The following is a 17,089-nucleotide window of genomic DNA, read 5'->3' as shown; positions in this document are numbered from 1 at the left end:
ATTGGATTTTCTCCCGCAGCTTCTTTATTTTGCTTTCCCAATCATTCAGCAGTGTCTGTAGCTGTGGCCCTGCTCCTTCCATAAAAAAGATGGTTCAGGTTCTTCATCACATGGCGGTAAGCCGGTATGAGAAACAGATCCGCGGCAATCCAGGCCACCGGGCTGGCGATGCACACCGCTATATATCCAAACACAGGCACCAGGCAAAAGCCCACAAAGGAGCGCGCTGCCATCTCGCATACCCCGGCAATAATGGCCAGCCTGGAATACCCAAGTCCCTGTATCATGAACCGCACCGCATTGACAAAGACAAGCGGAATATAGAACAGGCTGTTGCCGATGAGGAACAGACGCGTGTTCCTCAGGATTTCCCCTTCCCCCTTATCCACAAACATGAGGGCAATCCACTGCCCGAAGATACAGAGCACTGCAAAGGCTATGACGGCATAGACGCAGCCCATGACAGCCCCAGCTTTCAGGCCCTGGTCAATACGGTCCAGCTTCCTGGCCCCCACATTCTGTCCGCCGAAGGTGGCCATGGTGGATCCCAGGGCGTCAAAGGGACAGCAGAAGAACATGCTGATTTTGCTGCCTGCCGTCACCGCGGCCACTGCCATGGAGCCCAGGGAATTGACTGCGGTCTGCAGGATTACACTTCCTATGGCGGTGATGGAATACTGCAGCCCCATGGGAATTCCCATGTTGCACAGAATCTTCATATAATGGGCATCCGGCCTCCACTCGTCATCATTCATCTTAAGAATGGCAAATTTCTTTTTCATGTACAGCAGGCACAGGATTCCTGACACAGCCTGGGCCGTGATGGTGGCCCAGGCAGCTCCTGACACGCCCATCTTAAGGACCAGAATCGTAAAGAAATCCAGAGCCACATTTACCACAGATGAGAACACCAGAAAAATAAGAGGGGTGGTGCTGTCGCCCAGGGAACGTATGGTACAGGACAGAAGGTTATAGAGATAGGTGGCCGGGATACCCAGGAAGATTACTAAGATATAGCTGTAGGCCCCATCAATAATATCCTCCGGCGTCTGCATCAGCTCCAGGATATTGCGGCATAACAGGCACACGGTCACAGTCATAACCGCTGAAAACAGGATTGCCAGCCACGCGCTGTTGGCCACAAACCGTCTGAGGGCCTTCTCGTTCTTTTCCCCAAATTTCTGGGCCACCGGAATGGCAAAACCGCTGCACACCCCCAGGCAGAAACCGATAATCATAAAGTTGACGGAGCCGGTGGATCCCACCGCTGCCAGGGCCTTAACCCCCAGGCACTTGCCCACGATGATGGTATCCGCCATATTGTACAGCTGCTGGAACAGCAGCCCGCACAGCATAGGGATAAAAAATCCCAGTATCAGTTTTACCGGGGAGCCTTCCGTCATATCCTTTGTCACATTTGCGGCCATGTATGTATTCCTCTCTGTTTCCATGAATTTCATCCCAATAATGTACTCTCTTAACCTGCAATTTGCAAGTAGAAAATATCACTGGAATCCGGGACCGGGACATACATTTTACACAATGGGCCGGGAACAGATTCCCGGCCCATCATGCCTGTTATTGGTAGCAGAGTACAGGCATTCCCTTATAAATCAAGTCATAGAGCACGCTGGCTTTTTCCGGCGGAAGGTTGATGCAGCCATGGCTTCCGCTGGTCTGGAAGATGGTGCCGCCGAATTTGCTTCTCCATGTGGCGTCATGGAAACCAATGCCTCCGTTAAAGGGCATCCAGTAATCCACATGGCTCTCGTACTCATAGGTTCCGTCCGCCTTCTTGGCTCCCCTCAGTATCCTGTCCTTTTCCTTGTAGGTCAGGCTGTAGATGCCTGGGGGCGTGTCGTAATTCTTGGATATGTTTCCCGTGACGCAGGGTGCATCCCACACCAGGTTTCCTTCCTGGAACATGTATACATGCTGTCCTGTCAGGTCCACCTCCGCATATGTGGTGCCCCAATCAGGAGCCGTGCGGCTGGCTGCCGTCATGGCGTATACGGGTTCCCGGTCCACAGGACCGGCTGCGGGGCCGGCCTGAATCAGGGCTGCCAGGGCCTGGACCTCGCCCGCCACATCTATCTTCCAGCCGTAGGGGCCTGTCAGCTCCACATCTTTGCCTGTGGCTGTATGGAATACGCGGGCAGTTCCGGCCGTATCCCTTCTGGACGCCATCTCTGTCACAAAGGCCGTGATTTTCTCCAGATCAACCGTCGGCACCCCGTCCTGGCTTCCTGTTATCCAGGTGGCTATGGTCTCACCACCAAGGGTCTCCTTCTCACTGCCAAACACATAATTAACGCTCATGTCCCGGTACTGGTTCATGCGGCTGCACAGAGCGATAAGATTCTCATCTGTCTCCCATATATTAACCTGGTAATAACAGCCTGCGCTGTCCACATCCACTGAGTTCTGCCCTGCTTTTACGGCGGCGGTAATCACCTCCGTTGTTTTGGCCTCGTCCACATTATTGCCCTGGACAGCCGGTATAATGGAAAAAGGCTGTCCCTCCTCATAGGAGGATATGCGGGCATCGGAAGTGACAGTGATGCCGGAGCCGCTTATCAGGGTCAGAGCCTTAATCCTTGCCCCCAGGGCCTCCTGGCTGTAGGTCACTGTCATGGCCATGGTATGGGAGTTATCCGCATCCGGTCCTGAGACACGTCCGGCTGCGTTCTGCGCATCCAGTATGGCCTTAAGTCCCTCGGGAACCTCCACCTTGTAACCGATGTCCGTACCTGCTATGGTTTCCTGGCGTCCGCCTCTCTCCCTGATGGTGAGATTGTATTCACCGGCATAAAAACCCTCGATTCTGGCCTTGGCCTCATCCACGGTCAGTCCGCCCACTCCCACGCCGTTGACTTTTGTACCGGATACAAAACGGGTTGTATCCCCGCTCTCATCCGCCAGGGACACAAACGCCCCTGCCAGCACAAGCACAGCCGCTGCCATTACCACTGCAGCCAGCCTTCCCATCCATGTCCTCTTCCTTAACTTCTGCATAAACAATCCTGCCCTGCCTTTTATTGATATTTACTGCATTTTTTTCCTCTCCTGCCTGAAAACGGCAGGACGCCTTCTTAACATAACAGCCCTTCACCATATTTTCAATATGAAAATCAAAAATGTAAGAATTCTTCATAAAAATATAAAATCCGGGGTCCCAAAAACAGGGAAACCCGGATTCTTTCGTATACCAGTACCTTTATCAGTCCACTACCTCTATGCTCTCAATGACAGGCTGGTTGTCCTTTGCCACGGAACCGTTGTTGTCTTCCACCTTTGTATCCTTGCAGATGGCATCCACTACCTCCATGCCCTCTGTCACATATCCGAAACAGGCGTAATCCCCGTCCAGGAATGTGCTGTCCTCATGTACAATGAAGAACTGGGAACTGGCGCTGTCCTTTATCTGGGAACGCGCCATGGAAATCGCTCCCCTGGTGTGGGACAGTGGGTTCTCCACTCCGTTGTTGGAAAACTCGCCTTTGATTTCCTGGTCAGAACCGCCCATGCCCGTGCCCAGGGGATCGCCGCCCTGAATCATGAAACCGCTTATGATGCGGTGGAAGGTAAGTCCGTCATAGAAACCGTCCTTTGCCAGCTTCAGGAAGTTAGCCACTGTGATGGGGGCCTCGTCCCCGTAAAGCTCCACGGAAATGGTGCCGTAGTCTTTTACGTTAATCTTTACATGGTGTTTGCCTGCCGCTGCCGCAATTTCCTCTGAGGCTGTATCCTGGCCTTTCTCCGGAGCCTCTGCTGTCTTGGCTGTCTCCTTTTTTTCCGTCTCCGCCTTGGCTGCATCTGTCGTGGCCGCCTCGGTCTGCGCCGCCGTTGTTGCGGCCCCTGCGCTGGTGCTGCACCCGGTCAGGGCTGAAACTGCCAGTACTGCTGCCGCACATATACACATCCATTTTTTCATTTATTCCGCTCCTCTTCTTATGGGAAAACCAGTCCGCCGTCTTTCTGTCCGGCCATTTTCCCGTAATAGACATCTGGGCGTTATGTCACCCGGACTGCCAGAGCATATTGTAACACCTGCAATGCCTTGGCTTAACAGTGATAAGGAACTAAATCACTTATCAACTGTTAGCTGACGGTTTTCGGGTGCATACGAAACTCCCGTCTGATTCCTAACAGGAATTAGTCGGGAGTTTTTCTTGTTAACAGAGCCTATATTGGAGGATAGCATTATGAAAACATTACTTTCCTGTGAATTTAACATGGACACAGGCTGCGTTGAACTTCGTTTGGTAGACGGTACACTAATTTTCATTAATGCCATCGCCGTGGAAAATGAGGTTGTCGAAAATATGTATGAACAATCTGAACTGGACTATCTAATTTATAACGCCCCAGCTGAGTATGCAGACTTGATACTAAACGGTGATCCCGTAAAATATCTGAAAGCTGTTACCAGATATAATCCAGTTGATGATTAACTGCATTACCGCCCGCTGGAAAATCCTGCGGGCGGTTTTATCTTTGCAAAATTCGAAAAAGTTATGAATTTACTATAGACTATTCGCTTTTTGTTTCGGGAGCTTTGATAGTACCACTCATTGAATGGTCTTTTTCATCGTAATATAAATAGACATTATATCCTTCTGTGTTATCAGCTGAATAGAATCCTTCAAAACTACCCGGATCAACCGTATATCCAAGGCCTTTGCATTCCTCGACATAAGCATTAAACTGCTCTAATGATAAGCCGTATGCATCAAACATAAAGATAACTTCATCATCTCTGCCGCTTTCCACCACTTTCACATCCGGCTTCGGAATTTTGCTACCGAGGTCTGTTTGTGACCATTGATATGCTATCTCTGTTTCTGCTTCGGCAGAATACTTTTTTGAACTGTAATCATAATATACGGTAAAAATTTTATCCGTATCGATGTATTTAATGGTCGCAATATCAGGCTCAACTAAGTTATAGTGGTTTATATCTTTCAGATAAAAGGAACCGCCGTAGTAATAACAGTTTACATTTGAAACGGACTCGCCCGGATTAACAATCCTTTCTGTTTCGGCGTGCATAGAAATTGCTTGCTCTTTCAGGTCTTCCATATCTTCATCGCTTGCTTCAAACTTTTTCTGAATATCCGAATAGAATTTTGATTTTTCTTCTTCAGTAACGCCGCTTTTTTCTTTGAATGTGATTCCAAAGCTTGCTATCGTATACTTGGTATTGTTCGTGTAGTTAAGAAGAACATACCGATCACCGTCAACGATGCCCTCGTTAACACTCCAAGCAATGTCCTCAATGTTGAGCTTTTCTTGTACGGTATCACTGCCATCGGGTTTATTGATTTTCTCGTTGCTACCGCATCCAACAAGACACATTGCCAAGCTAAGTATAACGGCAACAATCCCAAATATCTTTATTCTCTTATTCATAACCTTGTCCTCCTAAAAATGTTTGGTTAATCTTCATCGATTTCTACGATCTCGTAGTCCGGATCTTCGGAATTATCCTCATCATAGTCATAATCGCCGGGGTTAGACATATGTAGAATTTCCGTACCTTCACGGGTGCATGAACACAAGTACAGAGCGTATTCCTCTGCATCTTCTTCCGTATCAAAGATTTCATCCTCGTACTCACCGTCAAATAACACCTTGAATTTTGCCATTTTTTCTTCCTCCATTATTAAAATTTACAGATATCCAATTTACCACTATGAACTTTCTTGTGACAGTCGTGGCAGAGCGAAATGATATTTTCTGCTGTTGCCGCTCCTAAAAACTGATGATCGAATATGTGATGTCCTTGGACTTTCTGTTTTGAGCCGCAAGCTTGACAGGTTTCATAATCTCTTGCTCGGCCTGCTTTTTGCGCCTTAATGTGTGCTGATGAACGCTTTGCCATAATATTAACCTCCAATCATTTTTCTAATACCGCCCTGAATAAGCGAACCGACATTGCTCTTTTGACCTGAAGCTATAGTACCCCTGCCAAGAGGAGCATATTTTGCTTTTGACTTCATAATATCTTTTGAGATTTGTGCCGCCTGATTTTGTGTCAAATCTGAAATAACCGCTACAACGGCTCTATCTTTCTTACCAGCCATATATTTTATCCTCCTTAAAAATTCGTGATTTTTACACCGTTTTCAGTTTCGACTTCTACAACATTATCACCATAACCAATAGTAGTGATATGTTCTGTATCAACCCAAATACCCGATTCATCTTTGCCGAGAGGGATGATATCCACCTCACCGCTGATTCTCTCCACAGCTACGAAGTCGCTTGTTACGCCAATTACTTTGTCGCCATCTTGTAAAATTTTGATTCTCATATTTGACCTCCTTAATCATCGTAGGTGGAACTTAATGCGCCTCCACCTATGGCGCATAATAACAGGATAATGTCATCAACCGGTCCGGGACATAAATCCAGCGGTGAGACTATGTAAATAATAAGCAATATCACCAACATTCCTTTGAAAACTCCATTCATCTTACTCCTCCGAATTTAGTGACCGTTGACCGAACCAAAAGCTGAAAGAACTGCAATTGCAAGTGCGGCAGCCGTATGTGCATACTTTACTGTCTTCTGATATAAGAAAGCAATGACGGTTTTGAACCAGTTGTTTTGCTTAGCTTCCTTTGCTTCTTCCAGAGCAACAAGAATATTAGCGAAGTTCATTTTAAATGCGTCTACATCGAACTCAAATGGATAAGATTTCTCGATGTTAGCTTCAGACACTGCTTGGACAGCAAAATTCATCTCCGTGAAAGAGATAGCTGTGTCACGGCATTTGTCAATGATATAAGGCAGTTGACTGAGGAAACAAGTCTTCAAAGTTCTGCACTTATTCTGCACCTCAATTCTGTTATTGGTAAAAACAACGATTTCATAAATCGGAATATCTGCCAGCCCCTTTGCATTAAGCACCTCACGGAGAAGGCTTTCTTTGACCTGCATTTTCTCTCTAATGTGGGAGTCCCATCTGAGAAATTCACCGGTTCTGTAGTAATTTCCGTCTTCATCAATAAAGATATTTCGGCTTGTGTTCTTTACCTCTACAATAAAAGCACCGTTGCGAGTGATGACTACAGCGTCAAGTTCGCTACACATCTCATTATTGGAAAGCTCGATGTTCTTTAAGATGATATGTTCGCCGTGAATACGGGAAAGGCTGTCAAACGCCTTCATTTCTCCACGATTACCGGAAATCTCAGCTTTGATGAGATTGCAGATATATTTGCAATCCTTTTTGAAAGCTTCAAGCTGTTTGGTTACAATGCCACCACATTCAGCGTTCATTTCGTCCAAGCGTCTCTCGACATCCCAAATTTTGAGTTCTGCCGTTTCCGTGCCTTCAGCGAATGTTTTCTCCACAAGTTCGGCTTGAAGTGCAAAGAGTTCCGGAAGAACCTCCGTCTTGTGGTAAGCATCCTTGGTAAAAGATGTAAAACTGGCTACGATTTCATTTATTCTGTTAGTGTTCATTTTAATTCCCCCTAAAATTTTGTTGTTCCTTTGACTGTTTATATTGTAAGAATCCATCTTGGGGGCAACAATACAAGAAACTTGGGGATTTTTAGGAGAAACATGGGGAATAAAAAATCATAGCCTCAGCAACTATTTTGTTGCTGGGGCTATGATCCGGGTTATGATTTTTGATATCCTATTTCTTCCTTGAAATTGGCTAAATCGATCCATAATTGGTTGCTGAATGCAGTACATGTTCTTTGAGCATATTCAAGCACATATTCAGCAGTGATCAGCACTCCATATTCGTTGCATAAAGGGTGTTTATGTGCAAATCTTGCCCACTTAAGCCAACAGGTAGAGTTTCCTGTTGGGTTCTGATTTACACAGCTTTCTTGATAAAGCCATGCGGCTGAATATGCTGTAGAATAATCACCAATATTTCCTTTTGTTTCTTCAACAACTGCCCACGCAATCCAAGGAGATACGTCTTTTGTTCCCGAACAGCATTTGTTTCTTAGAACCGCATCAGGAGGATAATCCGACAACAACTCCACATTTTCTTTGTTACGATCTATAAAGTACGCCCATGCTACCCAAACTTGTTCATCTTCATCGATATTTCGCATACAGGCTTCCTTATGTATCCATGCAGAGCTATACGGAATATTATAGCTACCAACATTACCAATGGTTTCTTCTATAGTTGCCCATTTCATCCACACTTGAGAGTTTGGTATATTGTGGTCTATGCAAGCACATTTCAGAATTTTGGACGGAGTGAATTCATCAACAATAGGACAATGCATAGTCATGTTATTATTTACAGCAAAATCTGTCCACTTTAACCATATTGCCGCATCAGTTATTATTCCGTTTTGTGTACAAGCAGTGCGATAAATCCAAGCTGCGCTGCCTGCTGTTTCATAATCTCCGATATTACCTACGCTTTCCTCTAATTCCGCCCATTTAATCCAAATATGAGAGGCTTTAGGATATTTGTTAACTCCAGTGTATAAGATCCAACGAGCAGAACCTTCGGAAGAAATATCCCCTATATTGTCTGACACTATTTCAATTTCTGCACGTTTTATCCAGATATGGGTACTGGAAGTTTGTTCACATCCTTTCTTTGCGATCCATCGTGCAGTATATGGTGAGCTAATATCTCCGTAGTTCCCGATTTGGCACTCCAAGTCAATCCACTCCAGCCATAGCTGAGGATTGTGAGCATCACGGCTACAGCCTTCCTTGAAAATCCACCTTGCAGTATATTTCTTTTCAATATCGCCGTAATTACCGAGGCTGCGTTCAAATCGAGCCCATTTAAGCCACAAATGGGGATCACACCCCTTTTGTTCACATCCTTGGTCAAATATCCATCTGGCGGTATACACGTCACCAACATCGCCGATATTTCCATTTTGTGCTTCAAAAGATGCCCAATGTCCCCACCAACTCGAATTATCTGGCAAATATTCAGTACCTAAAAGATAAATTTCTCGTACAGTGTCCACTTCGTTAGTAGTTGCACAACTCTTTTGAGCATTCACCCATGTTATCCATAGATTAACCGGCGCACGCATCTCGACGCACAGTGTTCTAAGAAGCTCAAAGGTTGAGATATCATGTTCTGATATATTAAGAAGGTATCTTGTCCAATGGTTGTAAATTTCCCATACAGGAAGTTTGTGTTCAAAGCATTTCATTGCCAATTCGGATTTAACATTATCATTGTTTGAGTGATGATAAACTCTATCGATAATCGCATGTCCGTGTTGTTGACAAGATTCAAAAAGACGTTGACTTATGAATAGTTCTGTTTCTTCATAGTCGATAACCTCAAATGCTTTTATAGACAGATTAGCTATTTCAACCACTCGAGGATCTGTTGGCCTATAGTCTCGTACAGATTTTTCCACATCTCTAAAATAAATATCAAGAACGGCAATGATTACATCTTCTCGTTCTTCCACATTTAAGTAACTCCACCAATCACCATCCCTGAACAGATATTTATAGAACAGCTGAGAAATGGATTCGTGTCTTGTTTGATACACGGTCCCGTTCAACACGACTTCTTTTCGCAAGTAGTATTTTACATCCCTGTCATCTACAGAAAAGTGTTTACACAAAGTTCTATATGTACGTGTCCCGATGGCGGTTCCTGCTTGCTCTGCAAAAACAATGGCCGCCAAAATCCTTAAGGTTGTCGCTCCGTTTTCGAATTTGGAGATTCTTTCAATAATTTCCTCTGCAATCTTCTCCAAGGAATCGGAGTTGTATACTGCCATAAGCATCGAAGCATACAGAAAGCCATATGAATCCTTGAAGAAAAGTTTCTCAAGTTCAACAACACTTCGTTTTATCCAGTAGATATGTGTCTTGAGATATTGTGCAAACGCTTTGGATTCAGAGACTGAAATTTGGGGAAGTTCAATTTCTCTAATACTTCTCTTCGTGTCATCGAAAAGTGTTTCTTTTAATGTTACCCATTCATTACTTCTTGAAGCAATAACAACAGTAAGCCCTTCCTTTGTTATCCTTGTTAAGAAACTTTTGAACTCTGGTGTGTTGGCGGGATTGTCCACAAGAAAGATTCCATCAATTACATTGTCTGGGATATCGTATTTATGTGTGGGCGCATGATAAAGGACGTTCTTTCCTGCCCTATACAGTTCCGCACATAATTGCATCAGAATGGTGGTCTTTCCTTCGCCACCTGCTCCGGTTAAAACAATAGCACCGATTTCATTTTCGATCGCACCTATCAGTTCCTCAACAACATCTCTTTGTACTGGAGCATATCGAGAAGAGGCAAACACCAATGGCCAGCTGCATTGCTCCCCCTGCAAATACAGTTTGGTCTTTTTAGAAAGCCAATCTTGGTCAAAAGCATGAGCTTTCTTTTGTTGGCTTTCCCAATATTTCTTGGAATGCCAAATGTCTCGATATTCATCCCATAAACTTGCACGGTCAGCAATTATATTGATGATATTTTCGTCAGGAACAGAAATTTTGTATCCGCCACCAATTTGACTTTTAGACTTTTCAAAGAGGGGTTCTATTTCAGGCACTCGTATCAAGAGACCTTTTTCGGACGCCTTATTTCTTGTGAATTTGTTACTTAATGAAGCTTTCCAGTCACCGTATGGATTTTCATCACCGGTCATAACAAAATATAAAGTCTCATGGGAAACAAAATGCCTATTGCTGTTCAAGAGACACTCAAGTAGCTTTTTTTGTGAACTTGGTAAACGCACAGGAATTTCATTGCGGATAACTTCCTTTAATTCACTATCCCAATAACAATTATCTGTAAAATAATATTTCATAAATTATATCCTCGGTTCATTCTGGCATTAGAGTGTATTATACCTTTGCTTCCGGCTGACGCTGGAAAGGGGTTGGCTTCGCCATTTGCTGTGCGGGCAGATAGCGGGTGACAATCACGTTTCGGCGGCAGTTGGACAGGCAAATTTTGTGCGGCCACGGACGAAATCATGATTTGCCCAAAAGCAAAATCCGCCTGTCCGGAAAAGGAAGCAGAGGTATATCATCCCCGCCCCAACCCAGCGAAACCCACTAATACCACCACGGAAGTTCCAGCCAAAGGTTGTCCAGCGCCAACGCCTCAGTTGACCTTGCCCGGCTCTCACTGAGATGGAAATGCAGAGCCGTTCCCACCAGAGGATGCTCCATATCGTCCTCAAAACCAAAACGATAGAGCAGATAAACCTGTTCCCGTTTTGAGAGGCGCCGCAGACCCTCATACAATTCTTTCCGATTTTCTTCTTCCATCATCATCTGTTCCGGCTCTGACGCATAAGGATCAGCAATCAGGTCAGAACGCTGCACGGAATCCTCGCCGGGAAGCAGATCATCCAGATTGATTCTCTCCATAGGGATACCGTTTTTGTCAGACTGCATCCGCTGTTCAAAGGTCGCAAACGCAGAGGAAATCAAATCCATCATGGCATTTCGGACAGCTGGTCCCGCATAGGTCAGGAACTTTATTTTTTTCGCAGGATCATACAGGGAGATTGCCCGCAGCAAACCGATGCTCCCTTCCTGAATTAGATCATCATGGTCAATGCCCAGTTCACTGTTTCCAAGGCCAACACTGATGTACAATTCATTTGCAGTTTTTCTGATATATCTCAGATTATTGTGTATCAGCTGTTCCTGTGCCCGAATATCTCCCTGCTGTGCTAAGGCGCAGAGCCGTTCATTTGTCATCTTTTTCATCATTCTGGTTTTTCTGCATACTTTCCATCATGTGGAGTAGCGCTTCCTGTAGTTCTGACAAAGCTCCTTCTTCTGCCAGCCCCGTCTGGGAAATAGGCTGTACAATCATGGCAGCAAGTTGCTCAGGAGAAACTGACGGATGCCGGAGGTCTTGACCCTTTGTCAATTCTGAAAACATCTGCTCGGTAAGCTCTTTTGTCATATTCTGAGAAATCCCTTTCTCAGAGGCCATATCTTTTTTGATCTCCCGAAGAACCGCCATAAATTGATTTTGAATATTGGTCAGATCCGCCTGATAGACCGGAACTTTATTCAGGGAAACCGTCTGTGCCGCTTGCTGCGATGCTTTCCTGATGTCCGACTGTTCCTTTCCTGCTGCTAAAAGCATGGAACTTAAAGACTGTAAAATTTGATTCTGTGCCGTAAAACCGGAAGCCATCGTTTCGTCAAAATACAGGGAAATCATGTTCGTTAGCTGAGCAAAGCGGCGGTTTTCCAATAAACGGCTTACCACCGCTGGATTTACTCGTCCAATATAGAGGTTCCGCGCCGCTTCGGCGGAAAGTCCAAGCTCAGAAATCTCATAATTCTTCTTGTCCGGCACATCGGTCAGGCAAAGCAGAAAATCGGAGGACACATGAAAAATGCGGGCAATGCTGATAATCTGCTCAGTAGTCAGCTTATTTTTCGTTCCTTTCAGGAACCGGCTGATGGAACTTTCAGCAACACCAATTTTGGAAGCAAGCTCTGCCTGCGTGATTTTATGTTCCTTCATCAAATCTTGAAGTCTCTGCTGCGGGGTTTCACTGGGAAGATATTCCTGTCCCATAGGCAGATCACCTCGTTTCTTTTCTGTATTTCCCACTTTTAATGCGGGCATCGGTTGGTTTTTCTGCATCCTCCGGGATGATCCAGCGGCTTCCCACTCTTTGTGCGCCAGGAATCCGGTCCTGGTTGCAGAGGATGCCGACCCGTCGGGGAGAAATCTCCCATTTCTCTGCAATTTCAAACGTAGAAAGATATTTCATAACCAGCCCTCATTGTTTGCAATTCTATCTCCTATTATATTCCATAACAGGAATAATCTCAATGCATATTTTGAGAATCCTACCGCCTTCTATCTTGCAATTCTGCAAGTTTTGGAAGCGGTATTTTATTTTCTTGCAGAATTGACGGATTTTTTGAACTATGCCCTTTTTCTCCGTACATTGAGGTGACAGGAGAAACCTGTACAAAGATGAAGGAGGAACATGAGATGGATATTTTTACGATGGTAAAGGCAGCGGTTACTGTAAGACAAGCTGCTGAACACTATGGGCTGCAAGTCAGGCGAAACGGTATGACCTGTTGCCCGTTCCACAATGATCGTCATCCGAGTCTGTATGTATCGGATGACCACTACCACTGTTTTGCCTGTGGGGAACATGGAGACGTGATTGACCTGACTGCCAAGCTCTTTGACATTCGGCTGTATGATGCGGCCCGAAAACTGGCGTCGGACTTTCACCTTGCGCCGGACAAGCCCTTGCCGGAATCCATTCGTCAAAAATGGAAGCAGAAAACCAAAGCACAGCAGCTTCGTGAAAACGAGCAGCTGTGCTTTTCTGTTTTGAACGAATACCGGCGGCTGCTTCTGGATTGGAAAAAACGGTATGCGCCGCAAGCGCCGGAAGATGCGCTGGATAAGCGATTTGTGGAAGCCTGTCACCGTCTGCCCTGGGTGGAGTTTCAGCGGGACATCCTGCTGCAAGGCGATTCCTATGAACGAGGTGAAATTGTGGGCGAACTAACGGAAAACGGATACATCCGCAAATTACAGGCCCGCCTGAGAGAGGAGCGATACCATGAACAACCCTGTATGGATCAATGATAAGAGGAAAATCGTCGAGCCGGAATACTGCCGGGATTTTCTGTCCCGGCATCCCATGCACTGCATCAACGATCGCTTTTATACCGTGGATGGACAGCTGCCGGATGAGAACAAATTGAAGCGGACGATTTATGAGGAAATCTCGCCCTGGCTTCATGCCAAGGTTGCACAGACGGTGGAACAGGTGATCAAAGCGTTGAAGTTGGCGGCATACGCAGATCCTTTGCCCCTGCAATGTGACCGTATCCATGTGGCTAACGGCACGTATTTCCTGGACGGTACTTTCACGGAGGAAAAAGAGTATTGCAGCAACCGCCTGCCGGTGTCCTATCGGGCTGATGCTCCCGCACCGAAACACTGGCTGCGTTTTCTTTCGGAACTGTTGGAGCTGGAGGATATTCCCGCCTTGCAGGAATATCTGGGCTACTGCCTGATTCCGTCCACTAAAGGACAGAAAATGCTTATGCTGATCGGCAAGGGCGGCGAGGGCAAAAGCCGGATTGGTGTGGTGATGAACGCCATTTTCGGGCTAAACATGAACACCACTTCTATCCAGAAGGTAGAAAACAACCGTTTTGCCAGAGCCGACCTGGAAGGCAAGCTGCTGATGGTGGACGATGATCTGGACATGAACGCCTTGACCAAAACCAACTATGTAAAATCCATTGTGACAGCAGAACTGCGGATGGATTTGGAACGGAAGAAAGAACAGAGCTATCAGGGACAGCTTTATGTTCGTTTCCTCTGTTTCGGCAACGGGGCATTGACTGCACTTCACGACCGCAGCGACGGTTTCTTTCGCCGCCAGATTATTCTGACCACCAAGGACAAGCCTGCGGAGCGGTTCGATGATCCGTTTCTTGCCGAGAAACTGATTGCCGAAAAAGAGGGGATCTTCCTCTGGATGCTGGAGGGGCTGCGGCGGCTGATCGCCAATCACTATCACTTTACCATCAGCCAGAGAGCCAAGGACAATATCTCTTCCTCTGTTCGGGATGCCAACAACATTCTGGACTTCCTCGATTCTGAGGGTTATGTGGCATTCAAGGCCGATTATGAAGCCAGCACCAAAAATCTGTATGCTGCCTATAAGCGGTGGTGTGAGGATAACGCAGAAAACCCACTGTCCCCAAAGAGTTTCGCAAACCAGCTCAGCCAAAACGCAGAACGCTATCATTTGGAGCCGGTCAGCAATCTGCACATCGGCGGCGGAAAGCGGTGCCGGGGGTATATGGGCATTTATGTTCTGCTCTCGCCTATGGAGTTGTAAGGGAACTCAAAACCTTCTGTTCATGCGTTCATGCGTTCCGGATTAGGTGCAGTTTTTGGAACAGAGGAACGCACGAACGCAAAAATTCAAAGTTCATTTTTATATTGTTCAGCTCAGAGATTTCCTAAAATAGCCGCTTTCCGGTCAATGGTTGTGCAAAAAGTGAAAAAGATTACCGTAAGCAGAACACAAATCATCATTCGGTGATTTGCGGAACAGTGACGCTGGTATGCGGAAAGGCAGCTTTATTCACCGTTTCGGCGGCAAGCCCACCTAATCGTAAAGTCGATGGGGTGCTGTTGCAGACAGTTCTTCATGGACGCAATCCTGAGCAATTTTTTGAATGTTATCCGTGTTTACCGAACCGTGCAGCGAATATGCTTCACGGAAAACTGAGTTTACGAAAGAATGAGGTGTTTTCTATGAAATCCAATTTGAGAAATGAAATCAAGTCGTACATCGTGCGTTCCGGCTGCACGATGCAGGAGGTTGTTGACCAGCTTTCCGAGAATTACGGCTGGAGCGACAGCGTTTCCAACCTGTCCAACAAGCTCCAGCGGGAGTCTCTGCGGTATGTGGAAGCGGTTGAGCTTGCTGATGCTCTCGGCTATGACCTTATCTGGCAGAAACGGGCCAAACCGTAACCCCTGTTCCCATTAAAAGCAGCGAACCGCTTTTGATGGACAGTCAGCGAAAAAGCGGATGTTTTCGCTGACAACGAAGGACTGCGATCCGGTGTCGGAGAGCAGGCATTCGGGCTGGATATGGAAAAGGAGCGCAGACGGATTTTCCGTATCCAGCAGCGGTCATCGCAATGACCGCAATTCCCCCTCGGAGAGCCCCTCGGGAGAGCCCACGGCACTTTGCAGCCCTCTGGGATGAAAGTGTCATAGTGGGTTATTACACTTCCCGCAGGAAGTGCATCCCCATCCCCCAGTCGTCTGCCACACAGCAGAAAGGAGCTGATTTTTATGGCCAGAAACGACGGAATCGACCGTATCAGCGCCAGAAATGTGGATGTCCCGGACAAGGACATCGGCAACACCCAAAAGCACAATGAACGGGAAAAAGACAGCTACCGCAACCCGGATATTATCCCGGAACGCCTCAGCTATAACGTCCACTTCAAAAAGCCATCCGCCAGCTATACGGAACTGTTTGCACAGATGGAATCTTCTGGCACGATCTCCACCCGTGGACTGAAACCGGACGCCATCCACTATGGAGAACTGATTTTTGATGTGAACTCCGCCTATTTCCACAATCACGGCGGCTATGAGTTTGCCAAACAGTTTTATGCCGAAGCCTATCAAGCCGCCGTGAAGATTGTGGGCGGCGAACAGTATATCCTCTCTGCCGTCATGCACGCTGATGAGATCAACCGGGCCATGTCGGAAGCTCTGGGACAGGATGTGTACCACTACCACCTTCATGTGGTGTATGTCCCAGTGGTGGAAAAGCAGATTCTCTGGTCGAAGCGGTGCAAGGATAAGGCTTTGGTGGGCACGGTCAAGGAGACCATTATGCAGGTCAGCCGCAGCAAAAAGTGGCTGTCCCAACCGGCGCTGGACGAAGCCGGGAATCCCGTTTTACAGAAAAATGGAAAGCCCGTCCTAAAGAAATCCTACTCGATTTTACAGGATGATTTTTACCAGCATATGAAAGCTGCCGGATATACCGATGTGGAGCGTGGAGAGCGTGGCAGCACCGAGGAACATTTGACGGTGACCCAGTTCAAGGTGGCACAGGAGCAGCAGCGGCTGGAAGATGTGACCGTCCAAATCGCTCAGACAGAGCAGGCGCTGGACACCGCACAGGCTGCTGTTGAGAAAAAGCAAAAAGAGCTGCAATCCCTGCAAAGACAGACCAAAGAGCAGCGTACCACCGCCTTGACTGTACAGGAAATCCGTTCTATGGGGAAAAAGACGATCACCGGCAATGTCACTTTCACTCCATCTGAGTGCGATACGCTCAAAGACTATGCGGTCAATGGGATTCTTGCCAAGGCGGAAAACAGCCGTTTGGAAGAAAAACTGCAAAGCGCACAAAAAAGTGCCGCTGTCTGGAAACAGCGATATGAATCGCTAAAAGAACAGGCACGGCCTTATCTGGAAGCTGTCAAGCTCGCACCCGAAAAGGTGCGGGCTTTTCTTGACGCCATTTTGACCCGGACCCGGCAAATAAAGCAGCACGATCAACTTTCTCGCCGCAAATCGCAAGATATGGAACTTTAACAGAAAGGAATT

18 protein-coding genes are annotated in these 17,089 nt (G+C 46.6%); 5 read left to right on the top strand and 13 right to left on the bottom strand.

The genetic code is table 11. The features are described from left to right. Window positions 1-41: 41 nt before the first annotated feature. From LI015_RS02230 to LI015_RS02220, 3 genes are all read right to left on the bottom strand, one after another. Window positions 42-1,427, bottom strand: a complete 1,386-nt coding sequence (locus LI015_RS02230; protein WP_227124056.1) for an MATE family efflux transporter — start codon at window positions 1,425-1,427, stop codon at window positions 42-44. Between the two features lie 151 nt (window positions 1,428-1,578). Next, window positions 1,579-3,015 (bottom strand): L,D-transpeptidase family protein, encoded by a 1,437-nt coding sequence (locus LI015_RS02225; protein WP_227123959.1) that lies wholly within the window; start codon window positions 3,013-3,015, stop codon window positions 1,579-1,581. A 205-nt stretch (window positions 3,016-3,220) separates the two neighbouring features. Next, window positions 3,221-3,934: a peptidylprolyl isomerase gene (locus tag LI015_RS02220; RefSeq protein WP_227123958.1), complete on the bottom strand. Its 714-nt coding sequence runs from the start codon at window positions 3,932-3,934 to the stop codon at window positions 3,221-3,223. A 271-nt stretch (window positions 3,935-4,205) separates the two neighbouring features. Between LI015_RS02220 and LI015_RS02215 the strand changes: the two genes are divergently transcribed. Further along, on the top strand, window positions 4,206-4,454 hold the full coding sequence (locus tag LI015_RS02215; RefSeq protein ID WP_227123956.1) for a DUF6061 family protein: 249 nt from the start codon (window positions 4,206-4,208) through the stop codon (window positions 4,452-4,454). Window positions 4,455-4,533: 79 nt separating this feature from the next. On the opposite strand, the gene LI015_RS02210 is transcribed toward LI015_RS02215, so the two are convergent. From LI015_RS02210 to LI015_RS02165, 10 genes are all read right to left on the bottom strand, one after another. Beyond that, window positions 4,534-5,412, bottom strand: coding sequence for a DUF6591 domain-containing protein (locus LI015_RS02210; RefSeq protein ID WP_227123954.1), 879 nt, complete (start codon window positions 5,410-5,412; stop codon window positions 4,534-4,536). A 26-nt stretch (window positions 5,413-5,438) separates the two neighbouring features. Beyond that, window positions 5,439-5,648: a hypothetical protein gene (locus tag LI015_RS02205; RefSeq protein ID WP_227123952.1), complete on the bottom strand. Its 210-nt coding sequence runs from the start codon at window positions 5,646-5,648 to the stop codon at window positions 5,439-5,441. Between the two features lie 17 nt (window positions 5,649-5,665). Next, entirely contained in the window at window positions 5,666-5,884 is a 219-nt protein-coding gene (locus LI015_RS02200) for an HNH endonuclease (protein WP_227123950.1), read from the bottom strand. A gap of 4 nt (window positions 5,885-5,888) precedes the next feature. Next, window positions 5,889-6,086 carry a hypothetical protein gene (locus LI015_RS02195; protein WP_227123948.1) on the bottom strand — a complete coding sequence of 66 codons (198 nt, stop codon included), beginning with the start codon at window positions 6,084-6,086 and terminating at the stop codon, window positions 5,889-5,891. A gap of 14 nt (window positions 6,087-6,100) precedes the next feature. Next, on the bottom strand, window positions 6,101-6,316 hold the full coding sequence (locus tag LI015_RS02190; protein WP_227123946.1) for a hypothetical protein: 216 nt from the start codon (window positions 6,314-6,316) through the stop codon (window positions 6,101-6,103). A 176-nt stretch (window positions 6,317-6,492) separates the two neighbouring features. After that, window positions 6,493-7,473, bottom strand: a complete 981-nt coding sequence (locus tag LI015_RS02185) for a nuclease-related domain-containing protein (RefSeq protein ID WP_227123944.1) — start codon at window positions 7,471-7,473, stop codon at window positions 6,493-6,495. A gap of 161 nt (window positions 7,474-7,634) precedes the next feature. Continuing rightward, window positions 7,635-10,790, bottom strand: a complete 3,156-nt coding sequence (locus tag LI015_RS02180; protein ID WP_227123942.1) for a P-loop NTPase — start codon at window positions 10,788-10,790, stop codon at window positions 7,635-7,637. A gap of 250 nt (window positions 10,791-11,040) precedes the next feature. Further along, window positions 11,041-11,706: a sigma-70 family RNA polymerase sigma factor gene (locus tag LI015_RS02175; protein WP_227123940.1), complete on the bottom strand. Its 666-nt coding sequence runs from the start codon at window positions 11,704-11,706 to the stop codon at window positions 11,041-11,043. Further along, complete coding sequence (locus tag LI015_RS02170; RefSeq protein ID WP_227123938.1) at window positions 11,684-12,532, bottom strand: helix-turn-helix domain-containing protein; 849 nt, start codon at window positions 12,530-12,532, stop codon at window positions 11,684-11,686. The genes LI015_RS02175 and LI015_RS02170 overlap by 23 nt, the downstream gene beginning before the upstream one ends. 7 nt (window positions 12,533-12,539) lie before the next feature. Next, entirely contained in the window at window positions 12,540-12,731 is a 192-nt protein-coding gene (locus LI015_RS02165) for a helix-turn-helix domain-containing protein (protein WP_227123936.1), read from the bottom strand. Between the two features lie 227 nt (window positions 12,732-12,958). Between LI015_RS02165 and LI015_RS02160 the strand changes: the two genes are divergently transcribed. From LI015_RS02160 to LI015_RS02145, 4 genes are all read left to right on the top strand, one after another. After that, window positions 12,959-13,573: a CHC2 zinc finger domain-containing protein gene (locus LI015_RS02160; protein ID WP_227123933.1), complete on the top strand. Its 615-nt coding sequence runs from the start codon at window positions 12,959-12,961 to the stop codon at window positions 13,571-13,573. Continuing rightward, window positions 13,548-14,843, top strand: coding sequence for a DNA primase family protein (locus LI015_RS02155; protein WP_227123931.1), 1,296 nt, complete (start codon window positions 13,548-13,550; stop codon window positions 14,841-14,843). The genes LI015_RS02160 and LI015_RS02155 overlap by 26 nt, the downstream gene beginning before the upstream one ends. Before the next feature lie 422 nt (window positions 14,844-15,265). Beyond that, a complete protein-coding gene (locus tag LI015_RS02150) occupies window positions 15,266-15,487 on the top strand; it encodes an LLM class flavin-dependent oxidoreductase (protein WP_227123928.1) in 222 nt (73 codons plus the stop codon). A gap of 327 nt (window positions 15,488-15,814) precedes the next feature. Then, window positions 15,815-17,077 carry a plasmid recombination protein gene (locus LI015_RS02145; protein ID WP_227123926.1) on the top strand — a complete coding sequence of 421 codons (1,263 nt, stop codon included), beginning with the start codon at window positions 15,815-15,817 and terminating at the stop codon, window positions 17,075-17,077. Window positions 17,078-17,089 lie beyond the last annotated feature (12 nt).

Source organism: Enterocloster sp. 210928-DFI.2.20 (genome assembly GCF_020554465.1).
Classification (GTDB): Bacteria; Bacillota; Clostridia; order Lachnospirales; family Lachnospiraceae; genus Enterocloster; species Enterocloster bolteae.
Note: the sequence above shows the minus strand (reverse complement) of the source record. Positions and strands in the feature narration are given on the sequence as shown.